14 protein-coding genes are annotated in these 13,612 nt (G+C 61.3%); 8 read left to right on the top strand and 6 right to left on the bottom strand.

Annotation, left to right across the window (positions count from 1 at the left end; translation table 11 throughout):
* Positions 1-5: 5 nt before the first annotated feature.
* Entirely contained in the window at positions 6-1,046 is a 1,041-nt protein-coding gene (gene gmd, locus ACQK2G_RS02300; RefSeq protein ID WP_425403399.1) for a GDP-mannose 4,6-dehydratase, read from the bottom strand.
* A 233-nt stretch (positions 1,047-1,279) separates the two neighbouring features.
* On the opposite strand from gmd, the gene ACQK2G_RS02295 reads away from it, so the two are divergent.
* Together ACQK2G_RS02295 and ACQK2G_RS02290 are read left to right on the top strand one after the other, a co-directional pair.
* Positions 1,280-2,482: a phosphoglycerate kinase gene (locus ACQK2G_RS02295; RefSeq protein ID WP_425403398.1), complete on the top strand. Its 1,203-nt coding sequence runs from the start codon at positions 1,280-1,282 to the stop codon at positions 2,480-2,482.
* 160 nt (positions 2,483-2,642) lie between these two features.
* On the top strand, positions 2,643-2,936 hold the full coding sequence (locus ACQK2G_RS02290; protein ID WP_425403397.1) for a hypothetical protein: 294 nt from the start codon (positions 2,643-2,645) through the stop codon (positions 2,934-2,936).
* 21 nt (positions 2,937-2,957) lie between these two features.
* Here ACQK2G_RS02290 and ACQK2G_RS02285 read toward each other — a convergent pair whose 3' ends face one another.
* A complete protein-coding gene (locus ACQK2G_RS02285; protein WP_425403396.1) occupies positions 2,958-3,953 on the bottom strand; it encodes a methyltransferase domain-containing protein in 996 nt (331 codons plus the stop codon).
* Positions 3,954-4,092: 139 nt separating this feature from the next.
* Between ACQK2G_RS02285 and ACQK2G_RS02280 the strand changes: the two genes are divergently transcribed.
* Positions 4,093-4,677 carry an NUDIX domain-containing protein gene (locus ACQK2G_RS02280; RefSeq protein ID WP_425403395.1) on the top strand — a complete coding sequence of 195 codons (585 nt, stop codon included), beginning with the start codon at positions 4,093-4,095 and terminating at the stop codon, positions 4,675-4,677.
* Positions 4,678-4,695: 18 nt separating this feature from the next.
* Here ACQK2G_RS02280 and ACQK2G_RS02275 read toward each other — a convergent pair whose 3' ends face one another.
* Positions 4,696-5,310: a septation protein A gene (locus ACQK2G_RS02275; protein WP_425403394.1), complete on the bottom strand. Its 615-nt coding sequence runs from the start codon at positions 5,308-5,310 to the stop codon at positions 4,696-4,698.
* A gap of 508 nt (positions 5,311-5,818) precedes the next feature.
* On the opposite strand from ACQK2G_RS02275, the gene ACQK2G_RS02270 reads away from it, so the two are divergent.
* Complete coding sequence (locus tag ACQK2G_RS02270) at positions 5,819-6,892, top strand: response regulator (RefSeq protein ID WP_425403393.1); 1,074 nt, start codon at positions 5,819-5,821, stop codon at positions 6,890-6,892.
* Between the two features lie 28 nt (positions 6,893-6,920).
* On the opposite strand, the gene ftsY is transcribed toward ACQK2G_RS02270, so the two are convergent.
* From ftsY to dapF, 3 genes are read right to left on the bottom strand one after another with little or no spacing between them, the layout of a single operon-like run.
* Complete coding sequence (gene ftsY, locus ACQK2G_RS02265; RefSeq protein ID WP_425403392.1) at positions 6,921-7,838, bottom strand: signal recognition particle-docking protein FtsY; 918 nt, start codon at positions 7,836-7,838, stop codon at positions 6,921-6,923.
* 1 nt (position 7,839) lies between these two features.
* Positions 7,840-9,111 carry a tRNA (N(6)-L-threonylcarbamoyladenosine(37)-C(2))-methylthiotransferase MtaB gene (gene mtaB, locus ACQK2G_RS02260; protein WP_425403391.1) on the bottom strand — a complete coding sequence of 424 codons (1,272 nt, stop codon included), beginning with the start codon at positions 9,109-9,111 and terminating at the stop codon, positions 7,840-7,842.
* Positions 9,108-9,923: a diaminopimelate epimerase gene (dapF, locus tag ACQK2G_RS02255; protein WP_425403390.1), complete on the bottom strand. Its 816-nt coding sequence runs from the start codon at positions 9,921-9,923 to the stop codon at positions 9,108-9,110. The genes mtaB and dapF overlap by 4 nt, the downstream gene beginning before the upstream one ends.
* A gap of 323 nt (positions 9,924-10,246) precedes the next feature.
* On the opposite strand from dapF, the gene ffh reads away from it, so the two are divergent.
* The 4 genes from ffh to trmD all read left to right on the top strand — a co-directional run bounded on the left by ffh (position 10,247) and on the right by trmD (position 13,545).
* Positions 10,247-11,665, top strand: coding sequence for a signal recognition particle protein (gene ffh, locus ACQK2G_RS02250; protein WP_425403389.1), 1,419 nt, complete (start codon positions 10,247-10,249; stop codon positions 11,663-11,665).
* A gap of 89 nt (positions 11,666-11,754) precedes the next feature.
* Positions 11,755-12,159 (top strand): 30S ribosomal protein S16, encoded by a 405-nt coding sequence (rpsP, locus tag ACQK2G_RS02245; RefSeq protein WP_425403388.1) that lies wholly within the window; start codon positions 11,755-11,757, stop codon positions 12,157-12,159.
* A gap of 64 nt (positions 12,160-12,223) precedes the next feature.
* Entirely contained in the window at positions 12,224-12,826 is a 603-nt protein-coding gene (gene rimM, locus ACQK2G_RS02240; protein WP_425403387.1) for a ribosome maturation factor RimM, read from the top strand.
* Positions 12,823-13,545, top strand: coding sequence for a tRNA (guanosine(37)-N1)-methyltransferase TrmD (gene trmD, locus ACQK2G_RS02235; protein WP_425403386.1), 723 nt, complete (start codon positions 12,823-12,825; stop codon positions 13,543-13,545). Before rimM ends, trmD begins: the two co-directional genes overlap by 4 nt.
* Positions 13,546-13,612: the final 67 nt, after the last annotated feature.

Below are 13,612 nucleotides of genomic sequence, written 5' to 3'. Positions count from 1 at the left end.
CTGCCTCAACCGAACTTGCGGGACGGTACCTTGTGACCGGCATCCGACAAGGTGCGTTCCTGTGCGGCGAGATCCATATCGTGGTCCACCATCATTTCCACCAGCTGCTGGAACGACACTTTCGGTTCCCAGCCAAGCGTGGTGCGCGCCTTGGAAGGATCACCCAGTAGCAAGTCGACTTCGGTCGGTCGCAAATAACGGGCATCGAATTCGACAAAGTCCTGCCAATCGAGTTCCGCATAGGAAAAGGCGGTTTGCAGGAAATCGCGTACGGAATAGGTCTCACCGGTCGCCACGACGAAATCGTCGGGCTTGTCGGCCTGCAGCATCAGCCACATCGCTTCGACATAATCGCCGGCAAATCCCCAGTCGCGCTTGGCATCCAGATTACCGAGGAAAAGCTTGTCCTGCAGTCCATGTTTGATGCGGCCGAGCGCCCGGGTGATCTTCCGCGTCACAAAGGTTTCGCCGCGCCGCGGACTTTCGTGGTTGAACAGGATTCCGTTCGACACGAAGAGACCATAGGCTTCGCGATAGTTCACGCCGAACCAATGCGCGGCAACCTTGCCCACCGCATAGGGACTGCGCGGATAAAATGGCGTCGTCTCGGATTGCGGTGCGCCCGCAGCGCCGAACATTTCGGAACTACCCGCCTGATACACACGGACCTGGGCGCCGGTTTCCTTGATGTAATCGCGGATCGCGTCCAGCAGGCGAAGAGTCCCTGTCGCGACGATATCTGCGGTGTATTCCGGCTGATCGAAACTGACGCGGACATGGCTCTGCGCACCGAGGTTATACACCTCATCCGGTTTGACCTTGCCGATCACCCGCCGGATGCCGGTCGAATCCGACAAGTCGCCATAGTGCAGGAACAGGCGCGCGTCCGATTCATGCGGATCCTGGTAGAGATGATCGATCCTGTCGGTGTTGAAGGTCGATGCGCGCCGGATCAGGCCATGAACCTCATACCCCTTGGATAACAGGAAATCGGCCAGATAGGACCCGTCCTGGCCGGTAACGCCTGTAATCAATGCGCGCTTCATATCATCCTCGTTGCATGCTTTCGGCTGGTGTTACGCTGGGCCGCCAAGCGGGTCAAGCAAGCGAGACCGGGCGGGCCCGGCCCGAAAACCGCAGGCGGGGATGCTGAACGGGCCAGGCGCGCGCGGCGTATGAAGCACTGGAAGAACCGGCCATCTTCCGCTATGCGAACGCCGTCGGGATCGATTTTCGGCCCCGGCAGTGATTAACGACGCGCTAAACCAATGGAGTTCGCATGGCTTTCAAGACCTTGGACGATCTGTCGGTCAGTGGGAAAACGGTTCTGGTCCGCGGCGACCTCAACGTTCCCATGGATGGAAACAAGGTAACCGACACGACGCGTATCGACCGCCTCGTGCCAACGGTGCGGGACCTGCTGGACAAGGGCGCATCCGTCGTTCTGATGTCCCATTTCGGACGGCCGAAGGGAAAGAAGGTCGCCGCGATGTCGCTTCGCCCGGTAACAGCCGCACTGCAGTCGAGTTTGGGCCGCGACGTCACTTTCGCTGAGGATTGCATCGGCGCACCGGCCAGGGAAGCGATCGCCAAGGCGGGCTCGGGCGGCGTGACCTTGCTGGAGAACCTGCGTTTTCACCCCGGCGAAGAAGAGGACGATACCGGGTTTGCGAAGGAATTGGCCGCCCTCGGCGATTTCTACGTCAACGATGCCTTTTCCGCCGCTCACCGTGCCCATGCTTCCACCCATGCATTGGCCAAACTGCTGCCGGCCGCAGCGGGTCGCAACATGCAGGCGGAACTGGAAGCCCTTGATGCGGCACTCGGGAACCCGCAGCGCCCCGTGGCCGCAATCGTCGGCGGCGCGAAGGTATCCTCAAAGCTGAAGGTCCTGGAAAATCTCGTCAGCCGCGTGGATGTGCTGGTCATCGGCGGCGGTATGGCGAACACCTTCCTGCTGGCTAAAGGCGTATCGGTCGGGAAAAGTCTCTGCGAGGCCGACCTTGCCGAAACGGCGCGGGAGATCATTGCCCGCGCGGAAACGGCGGGGTGCTCTATCGCCCTGCCGACGGATGCGTCCATTGCACCGGAATTCGGGCCGACGGACGACGCCGAGGTCGTCGCGATCGACGCCGTGCCGGAAGACCAGATGATTTTGGATATCGGCCCGAACAGCGCCGTGGATCTTTCCGCCAAACTTGAAACCTGCAAGACGCTGGTCTGGAACGGACCGATGGGTGCTTTCGAAATCAAGCCTTTCGATCAGGGTACCGTCGCGCTGGCGCAAACCGCGGCCCGTTTGACCAAGGCCGGGTCCCTCGTTTCGATCGCTGGTGGCGGCGACACGGTCGCGGCCCTGAACCATGCCGGCGTCGGCGGAGACTTTACCTATGTCTCGACCGCCGGCGGGGCCTTCCTGGAATGGATGGAAGGCCGTGAATTGCCGGGGGTAGCGGCCTTGGAAGCGGCTGCTGCGGGTTAGAGCATTTTTTCCGGTAGTGCACCTGAAACGGCGGGGATCCCAAGGCCCCCGCCGTTTGTATGCCGGCCGGGTTTGTGAATATTTGTAAAATATTATTTACATTCCATTGGCCGATCCGCGATAAAGTGAAAGATGAGGGGCTCGGCAGGAGCATTTGGAAATGGACGTCATCGGTGCGGGCGGCCCATTGGGCAGCCGCCAATTGCTGACGACACGATCCCAAGCGGCACAAACGCCGGCGTCGCCTGTCGACCGCGCCGGTCAACAGCCTGCCAACAGCCGTAACTTCGTTCGCACCCTTCAGGAAACCAGCGCCGCTGAGACGGTGCAGGCGTCGACCGACACATCCGCCACGCGTGCCGCGCAGCGTAGCACCCGGTCCATTTCGGCCGCCGATATCCAAAACCGGGAAAACCCGCTTCCGCGCGGCAGTCTGGTGAATATACTGGTGTGATCCGTCCGGGCGACGGGTGGATCAGGCCTGCTTGCGCGCGACGACGACCAATCCCATCACCGGAAGCGCGTATTCAGTCCGCAATTGGGCGTCTTCCGCCTCGATCAACTCGAATCCCGACTGCGCCAGTACTTGCCGGACGTATTTCGTGGAATGGGTATAGCGCCCGCTTATGCCGAGGTCGTAATCCTTGGACTTGCCGTGCGTCTCCAGGGTAAAGGCAAACAGACCGTTCGCTTTCAAGGCCGCCGCCATCGCCCCGAAAACCGCCGACAGATCACCGAAGTAACACAGCACATCGGCCGCAACACCGACGTCGTACCGCTTCGTTCGGGTTTGCAGGGCTTCCGTCAGTTCCGCGCGGCTCAAACGATCGTAGAGCTTCCGTTTTCGGGCAAGGGCCAGCATCTCCTCCGACAGATCGATGCCTTCCAGCTTCCGCGCCAATGACCGCAGATGCGGGGCGCACAGGCCTGTGCCACAGCCTGCATCCAGAATACGGAGATCCTTTTCGGAAACATGACGCGTCACCGCTTCGCCCAGTAGTTCCGGCGCGCGATAGCTCAGTTCCTCCAGCTTTGAATCGAAGGTGTCGGCGAATTCGTCAAAGGTTTGGGCGACGTAGTCGTCATTCGCACGGTCCGGCACTTCATCCCCGGTGACCGCGGCGGCCATGTGAAGCGCAATCCGGTTTTCCGGAAAACTCTCCATCCATTGACGGGCGATTTTCTTGGCCTTCTTCTTTTCACCCATATGGACCATGCCATAGAGCGACTTGCCCAGATTGGAATGGACATAAATGTCTTCGGGATCCTGCTCCAATGCCTTCAGCATGTACTCCACCGCCGGCCCGTAATCGTCCCGGTCATAATGGATGATGCCCAGCGAATGGAGGGCGGCCTGATGTTCGGGATCCTGATCCAGAATTTTCTGATAGAGCGCTGCCGCTTCGTCCAATTTATCGTCGTAATAGAGGCGGTCGGCCTCTTCATAGAGTTTTTCGATGGAAGAGGTCATCGTGAATACTATCCTGAAAACGTATTGAACCCCGGCGGGCGGCGCATCATACCGTCTGCACGCCTCAAGTCGACCCGTCCCGTCGAATGAATCCGACCGATGGGTTGCCGCGGACCATCCGACACCACACTATCTTTGCATGACCGATACCAAAGCCCCTTCGCCCACCGATCCGCCGATAACGACGGTCGAAGACGGCGGCCCCCGGGTCCGTGCAGTGCCGGACGGCGACAACATGGAACGATTGGTCTGCCCGGATTGCGGTTTCGTGAACTACGAGAACCCCAAGATCGTCGTCGGCACCGTCGCCATGTGGGAAGGCCGCGTCCTTTTGTGCCGCCGCAACATCATGCCGCGAAAAGGTCATTGGACCATTCCCGCCGGCTATATGGAGTTGAACGAAACGACCGAGGCCGGCGCCCGCCGTGAAGCGATGGAGGAAGCCAATGCCGATCTGGCGGACCTTCAGGTGCTCGCCATCTACAACATTCCGCGGATCAGCCAGGTTCAGATCATCTACCGCGGGAATCTGGCGACGCCGGACGTTGCAGCCGGCCCGGAAAGCCAGGAGGTCGCGCTGTTCGAATGGAACGACATTCCCTGGCACGACCTCGCTTTTCCGTCGGTCCATTGGGCCTTGAAGCATTTCGACGAAGTGCGCGGCTTTGACAGCCATCCGCCTTTCGGCAATCCGCCCGGCGATTTCGGGGATATGACGCGCTGATCGCGAACCGGCGGAAAATCAGCGATCCTGACCGTCCGCATTCGGCGCCTTGGCGCCATCCTCCTCGACCGCCAGGAGATGCCGGTTGATCATCGGCGCCTGGGACAACATGAACAGGAATGTCAGTCCCATCGCCCCGAAGACCTTGTAGGTGACCCAGAAATCATCCGTCTGCGTGCGCCAGACCACCTCGTTCATGCAGGCCAGGAATCCGAAGAACAGCCCGAACCGGATCGTCAGCTTACGCCAGCCGGCTTCGTCCAGGCGCAACGCCTGTCCGACAACGAATTTCAACGGCTGGCGTCCCAGCGCCGCGCTGGCCAGCAATGTCAGGCTGAACAGGGCGTTCACCAGGGTCGGCCGGATCTTGATGAAGGTATCGTCCTCGAGATACAGCGTCAGGCCACCGAGCACCAGGAGTATCGGCGCCGTCACCAGCGGCAATTTCGGCAGTTTCCTCGAAAGGATATAGGATACGATAAGCGCGACCACGGTCGCGACCATCACGGCGGCCGTCGCGGTATACAGGTCGGCCAGCAAATAGGTGATGAAGAAAACCACCAGCGGACCGTATTCGCATACGGGTGTGAGCCAAGGCGGCGACCGGCGGTCTGTCTCTTGTTCAGTAGTCATGGCGGGGGTTATAGCCGTGCTTGCGCCGCATACCAAGCGTGCTTCTTCCGCAGCATAAGCAGAACGAGGTATTCCTTTATTGTCAGCAAGTTGGAACGTTTCAAACTTGCCGGTTCCATCGATTCGCAATAGTTTCCATCTATGGCAATAGGAAATAATGGTATTGGCGGGCCCGGTGATCGGCGCGTCGGCGGCAACAATCTCGACCGGCCGAGAGAGATTTCCTCTCCCGGCACCGCAAACACGCCCGCCCCCAGGCAGCGGCAAGGCCGGCCGGGTCGCGATCCGTTTGATCTGCAAACCGCGTTCGACCGCCTCAAACGGTTGCTGCATCTAGACGGGAAGGCAGGGCCGAAGCAAGGCATCCCAAGCCGGGGATACTATCTGAACGTACTCGTCTGATTTTCTAACCCCCAGGGAGGGAGGATGACCGACACGGTTCCAACCGACGGCAAGCGCCGTGTCTGCCGGTATCGTCTCCTGCTCCGAGCGACGGATTGAGCAATCCATGGCACGTTACGACTTTTCCCGCCTCTCTGTACTCGTCGTAGAAGACTCCCGCTTCATGCGCAGCCTGTTGGTGACCACCTTGCGGGCGCTCGGCGTCGAACGGGTCAGCACCGCCGAAAACGGTCAGGAAGCCATCCAATTCATGGCCCCCGCCGCCGCGATCCAGGGCGAGAGTCTGGTCGGGAAAACCGGTATCGACATGATCATCAGCGACTATGTCATGCCCGTGGTCGACGGCGGTATGCTGCTGCGCTGGATCCGGCTGGCGGGCAAATCGCCCGATCGCTTCATGCCGTTCCTCATGGTCTCGGCCGCAGCCGATAAGGAAGTCCTGTTCGCCTGCCGCGACGCCGGGGTCGACGAATTCATGGCAAAGCCTTTTTCCGCGGAAGGTCTAGCCAAGCGGATAACCTCGGTCGTCGAGCATCCGCGCCCGTATATCTATTGCCCGAACTATTTCGGGCCCGAACGGCGGCGTCAGTCCAAACCGTTCGAAACCGAACGGCGCAAGACGACGGACGACGAAATCGAGACGCTTTATTCCGGCAAAGACATGTCGAAGATGAAGAACAAGAAGAAGCGTGTCTGGATCTTCAAACTGCCGAAATCGCTGAAACAGAAACTGGCAACCGGCACCGCCAAGGATTCCAACGAACCGCCCTTCGATCCAGAACTGCTTAAAGCCGCGGAAGATAAGATCCAGAACATGGCGACCGATTACTCGGACTGGGTGAAGGAATCGATCGAGGAACTTCAGCAAGCCCATCACCGCGCAGTGGAAGACCCGGATCAGGCGTCAGAACAATTCGCCACTATGCACACGCTGGCGCTGGAACTGCGCGGTCAGGGCGGTATCTTCGGTTACCCGCTGATTTCGCAGTTCGGAAAATCCCTCTACGACATCACCAACGAACACGCGACGATCACACCGCAACTGCTCGATCTGGTGGATTCGCATATCGACCTCGTGAAAGTCGTGATCAACCAGAAGGTCGCCGGCGACGGCGGCGAAACGGGACGACAACTGCTCCAGAGCCTCGCGGAAGCGAAACGGAAATTCGCGGATTCGTGAGGCCCCGAGGGCCGTTAGGCATTTTGCCCTAGTCTTCCAACCCCATCAGACCGCGGGCGAAATCCCTGGCTGCGAAGGGCCGCAGATCATCGGCCTGTTCCCCGACGCCGATCGCGTGGACCGGCAGACCGAATTTCTCGGCCAGCGCGACAAGCACGCCGCCTTTGGCCGTTCCATCCAGCTTCGTCACCACCAGCCCGGTGATATCGACCATTTCCTTGAAGGTCTCGACCTGGGCGATCGCGTTCTGGCCGGTCGTGGCATCCAGGACCAACAGCACGTCATGCGGGGCGCATTCATCCAGCTTGCGAATAACCCGGATGACCTTCTTCAATTCTTCCATCAGGCCGGCCTTGTTGTGAAGCCGTCCCGCCGTATCGATCAACAGGACGTCCACACCGTCGCGGCGGGCGCGTTCTATCGCGTCGAAAGCAAGCCCGGCGGCATCCGCCCCCTGCTCCTTCGCGACCACGGGCGCACCCGTCCGTTCTCCCCAGACCTTCAACTGTTCGATCGCGGCGGCGCGGAAGGTATCGCCGGCGGCGAGCATCACGGTCTTGCCTTCGGCCCGCAGGTGTTTGGCGAATTTGCCGATGGTGGTCGTCTTGCCGCTGCCGTTGACGCCGGCAACCAGGACGACATGCGGCTTGGCGCCGCTGTCGATGCTGAGCGGCTTGGCGACCGGCTCCAGGATCGTCGCGACCTCGTCGGCAAGCGCGGCGCGGATCTCGTCCGGTTCGATTTCCTTGTCGAACCGTTCCTTGGCAATCGCCGCCGCCAGTTTCGCCGCCGTTGCGGGCCCCAGATCCGCCATGACCAGCAGATCTTCGAGTTCCTCTACCGCCGCGTCGTCCAGCTTTCGCTTGGTGAAAATATCGGTGATCCCGGTCGCGAGGCGCGACGAGGATTTCCGTAACCCTTCCTTGATACGCTGAAACCAGGACATGTCAGGCAGCACGCTCCGCCAAAGGACGGGCGGTCAGGACCTGCCCGTCGGTACCGGTGATGATGACGTCCAGAAGATCGCCGGGATCACCGGAAACGGCAACCGGCGCGAACCCTTCGGTCCGCCCTTCGCCGTCCTTCTCGATCAGGACACGTTCGGTCTTGCCCACCCGGCTGTTCAGATAGGCCACGAGACGCTCCTCGCCCTTCTCCCGAAGGCGGCGGGCGCGATCCTTGCGCTCCGCCTTCGGCACCTGGTTCGGTATCCGGGCCGCCGGCGTTCCTTGCCGTTCGGAATAGGGAAAGACGTGAAGATAGGTGAGACCGCATTCGTCGACGATATCCAGGGTATTCCCGAACATCTCTTCCGTTTCGGTTGGAAAACCCGCGATCAGGTCCGCGCCGAAAACGATATCGGGGCGGGCGGCGCGCAGCCGATCGGTCAGCGCGATCGCCTCGTCGCGCATGTGACGGCGCTTCATCCGCTTCAGGATCATGTCGTCGCCGGCCTGTAGGGAAAGGTGCAGATGCGGCATCAGGCGCGGTTCCTCGGCGATCAGACGAAACAGGTCGTCATCCATTTCGATACAGTCGATGGAGGAAATCCGCAGCCGCGGCAGGTCCGGGACCAACGCCAACAGACGACGGACCATTTGCCCCAGACTGGGCGTGCCCGGCAGATCCGGCCCATAGGAAGTGATATCGACGCCGCTGAGGACGACTTCCTTGTAACCGTTCTCCACCAGCGCCCGAACCTGGCGAACCACTTCCCCCATCGGAACCGAACGGCTGTTCCCGCGGCCATAGGGAATGATGCAGAAGGTGCAGCGGTGATCGCAACCGTTCTGAACCTGAACGAAGGCGCGCGCGCGATCCTTCAGCCCGTCGATCAGATGACCCGCCGTCTCGGTCACCGACATGATGTCGTTGACCAATACGCGTTCTTCCACTTCGGGCATGAAGCTCTCGGGCTTCAGCTTTTCCTCGTTGCCCATGACTTGATCGACTTCGGCCATGGCCGCATAGCGGTCCGGATTCACCTGGGCGGCGCATCCGGTGACGATAATGCGAGAATTCGGGTTTTCCCGCCGCGCCTTGCGGATCGCCTGGCGCGCCTGCCGTTCGGCTTCCGCCGTCACGGCGCAGGTATTGAAGAATATCGCGTCATTCATCCCGGCCGCCGCCGCATTGGCGCGCATGACCTCGGATTCATAGGCATTCAGCCGACATCCGAAGGTGACGACCTGCGGCGAAGAGGATCGGGCTTCGGTCATTGCGTCCACTCGCCCCGGAAGCTGTAGGTTGCCGCACCGGTCATGATCACATGCCCGTCTTCACGCCATTCCATGTCCAGCGGACCGCCGTCCAGATGCACCCGGGCGCGCCGGTCGACAAGCCCGCGGCGCGTGGCCGCCACAATCACCGCGCAGGCGCCGGATCCGCAAGCCTGGGTGATACCGGCTCCGCGTTCCCAGACCCGCATGCGGATGCTGCCATCGTCATTCAGTGAGATGAACTCGATATTCGCCCGCTCCGGGAACAAGGGATCGTGTTCCAGTACCGGACCGGCCTCGGCCAGCGGGACCGCTTCGGCGTCGTCAACGATGAAGACGCAATGCGGATTGCCCATATTGACGCCGACCGGCCCGGAAAAAGGCCCCCAGGAAAGATCCAGGGACAGCGTATCCATTTCCCGCGACAACGGGATCTGATCCCAATTCAAGCGCGGTTCGCCCATATCGACGGAGACACCGCCATCCGGCATTCGCTTGGAGGCCAGAATACCGGCCACCGTCTCGACGCCGACGCCCTCCCGGTGCATCTGGTCCATCACCAAGGCCGCGACGCAGCGGGTGCCATTGCCGCAGGCCTGTGCGGCGCTGCCGTCCGGATTGAAAATACGCATGAAGACGTCGGCGGACCCATTGATCGGCTTTTCAAGCACCAGCAACTGGTCGCATCCGACCCCTCGCCGCCGGTCTGCCAGCAGAACCCGCAGGTCATGGTCGAGCTTCAACGCGCCGTCGCGGTCGTCCACGATGACGAAATCGTTGCCCAAGCCATGCATTTTCACGAAGGGGATCATACCGCCGTTCCAAACCTGTTTGCGCCCTGACCCGGGCGCGCCGCCCGCGTTATATGGCGAGGACCCGTCATTTGGCAACGATGGGCGCGGCCGCCATTAATATAGTGACGCAAACGCGTTTGGCTTGACGCGCGCGCCTCTACGCCTTACAACCCGCCACGTTTTCAGACCATTCCGTCGGCTTTGAGGTCTTTCGGGGTCACGCCAGTCCGCGAGTTTCGCGCACTGGCGCGTTTTGCGTTGCGCGTATTGCAGTGCAGGCCTGAAGGCGATTTGGCAAGTGTTTCGGTCGGAATCCCGGCCCGAAGGAGTAGGCAAGAGGCATGTTTGAGTCACTAAGCGACAAGCTTGGATCCGTCCTGGACGGCCTGAAGCGCCGGGGTGCGCTGAAGGAGTCCGACGTCGATCAGGCCATGCGCGATGTGCGTCTTGCCTTGCTTGAAGCCGATGTGGCCCTGCCCGTCGTCCGCGATTTCATCGCCCAGGTGAAAGAACGCGCCATCGGCCAGGAAGTGCTGCGGTCGGTCACGCCGGGCCAGATGGTCGTCAAGATTGTCCATGACGGCCTGGTTGAGATGCTGGGCGGTGCCCCCTCGGAAGATGGCACGCCGCCGGCGCCGGAAGGGTTGAACCTGCTGGGTGAGCCGCCGGTCGCCGTCCTCATGGTCGGTCTGCAAGGGTCCGGTAAGACGACCTCCACCGCCAAGATTGCCCGCCGCCTGCAACAGCGCGAAAAGAAGAAGGTCCTGATGGCGTCGCTGGACGTCTACCGCCCGGCCGCGCAGGAACAGTTGAAAATTCTGGGTGAGCAGGCCGAGGTCGCCACCCTGCCGATCGTCGCCGGACAGCAGCCGGTCGATATTGCCAAGCGCGCCATGCAGGCGGGCCGTTTCGGCGGCTATGACGTGGTCATGCTGGATACCGCCGGCCGCTTGCATGTGGACGAAGCGCTGATGGCGGAAGTCGCCGCGGTCAAAACCGCCACGACCCCGTCGGAAGTCATGCTGGTCGCCGATGCGATGACAGGTCAGGACGCCGTCAATGTCGCGGACAGCTTCAACAAGCGCGTCGGCCTTACCGGCATCATGCTGACCCGCGTCGACGGTGACGCCCGCGGCGGTGCGGCACTTTCCATGCGCGCGGTCACGCAATGTCCGATAAAGCTGCTCGGCATCGGCGAAAAGCTGGACGAGCTGGAAGAGTTCCACGCCGACCGGATCGCCGGCCGCATCCTGGGCATGGGCGACGTTGTCAGCCTGGTCGAAAAAGCGCGTGAGACGATCCAGGAAGAAGATGCCGAGAAACTCGCCAAGAAGATCCAGAAGGGCGAGTTCGATCTGAACGATCTGGCCGATCAGTTGAAGCAGATGCGCAAGATGGGCGGTCTGCAGGGCCTGATGGGCATGCTGCCGGGTGTCGGCAAGCTCAAGGATCAGATGAAGAACGCCAATTTGGACGAGGGTCTTCTGAAACGGCAGGAAGCGATCATCTCGTCGATGACGCCGCAGGAACGGCGCAATCCGAAAGTGATCCATGCGTCCCGCAAGCAACGCATCGCCAAGGGTTCCGGCACCTCGGTGCAGGAAGTCAACAAACTGCTGAAGCAGTATCAGACCATGGCGAAGATGATGAAGAAAATGGGGAAACTGGGCCAGAAGGGCCTGATGAGATCCATGGGTGGCCTGATGGGCAAGGGCGGCGGCCTGCCGCCCGGTCTGATGCCGCCCGGCGGCATGCGCTAAGCGCGTCTGCCGAATGGTTGTGGACGCCGTTTTTCAAGGCGGTGTCTTTGGTTTGAATTGAGTTTGGTGCAACTGGAGAGAAAGACGATATGTCCCTCAAAATCCGTATGGCCCGTGGTGGGGCCAAGAAGCGCCCGTTCTACCGCATCGTTGTCGCTGACAGCCGCATGCCCCGGGACGGCCGCTTCATCGAGAAGATCGGCCATCACAACCCGATGGTTCCCAAGGACCATCCGGACCGTGTCGTGATCGACCTGGACCGTGTGAAGCATTGGATGGAACGCGGCGCGAAGCCGTCGGACCGCATCGCCCGCTTCCTGGACGACGCCGGTATCGTGAACCGGACCTACAACGAACAGCCGCAGAAGAGCGCGCCGGGCGAAAAGGCCAAGGAACGCATGGAAGCGAAGGCTGAAAAGGCCAAGGCTGCTGCTGAAGCCGACGCCGCGCCGGCTGAGGAAGCCCCTGCCGAAGAGGCTGCCGCGGAGGAATAAGGTCGGGGCCCTGCCCAGACCTGTTCCAATGCGCTGACCCCAGTCGGGATAGTCGGATCGCACGATGCCGGACGGATCGATCATGATAGACGGAACCAAACAGGCCCAAGACCACAAGTTGGTCGGGGACCTCGTGCTGGTCGGTGTTGTCACCGCGCCGCACGGGGTACGTGGTCTGGTAAAGGTGAAGAGTTTCACCGAGGAACCGTCCGATTTGGTTGCCTATGGCGCATTGAGCGATCAGGCCGGCCGCAAGACCTTCCAATTGGAAATCGTCGGCGAGGCCAAGGGCCAGTTGATCGCACGCGTGGACGGCATCGCCGACCGCAATGCGGCCGAGGACCTGAAAGGCCAGAGACTCTTCATCAACCGTTCCGCCTTGCCGGAGACGGAGGAAGACGAGTTCTACCACGCGGACCTGATCGGTCTGCGCACGGTGTTGGCCGACGGCAATCCGCATGGTCGGATCAAGGCGGTCTACGATTTCGGCGCGGGCGACCTGTTGGAAGTTTCGCTGGACAGCGGCGGAACGACCTACTTGCCGTTCACGCGGGAGGTTGTGCCGGTGGTCGATATCGTGTCGGGCTCCGTCACGGTGATTCCGCCCGCGGAAGTCGATGCGGCCGATGTGGACGGGTCTGATGTGGCCGAGGAGGATGCGCAATGACGCAAACTCCCTGGTCGGCGACGGTTCTGACCCTGTTCCCGGAAATGTTCCCGGGGCCGCTGGGTCTGTCCCTATCTGGCAAGGCGCTGATGTCGGGCATCTGGTCGATGAAGACGGTAAACATCCGGGACTTCGCGGCCGACAAGCATAATACCGTGGACGATACGCCTTTCGGCGGCGGTCCCGGCATGGTGATGCGGCCCGACGTGGTGGATGCGGCTTTGGCCTCGGTCGAGGAGCGGCCCGGCCCGATCGTTTACCTGAGCCCGCGCGGCAAGGTCTTCAACCAGGCAATGGCGGCGGAATTGGCGGAAGGCGACGGCGTGACGCTGTTATGCGGGCGGTACGAAGGGATCGACCAGCGCGTGCTGGACAAGCGGGAAATCCGTGAAGTCAGCCTGGGCGATTTCGTTCTGTCCGGTGGGGAACTGGCGGCGATGGCCCTGCTGGATGCATGTCTTCGCTTGTTGCCGGGATACATGGGGGCCGAAGCCTCCCTGGAGGAAGAGAGTTTTTCCGCAGGGTTGCTCGAATATCCCCATTTCACCAGGCCCGCCACCTGGGACGGAATGGATGTGCCGGCGGTTTTGCTGTCCGGCCATCACGAGAAGATCAAGGCCTGGCGCCAGGCCGAGGCGGAGCGGACGACCCGCACCCGCCGACCTGATCTTTGGTCGCGCTACTGCACGACCAAAGGCGCCGGGATGAGTGCTAATTGAGTTAACGAAGAACCCCGCCTCCGCCTAATTGGTTCGGACGGAGGCATCGGATTTGAAAGAAAGGAAC

Source organism: Hwanghaeella sp., from assembly GCF_965227365.1.
GTDB lineage: Bacteria > Pseudomonadota > Alphaproteobacteria > UBA8366 > Aestuariispiraceae > Hwanghaeella.
This window is presented reverse-complemented; position numbering and strand designations above follow the sequence as displayed.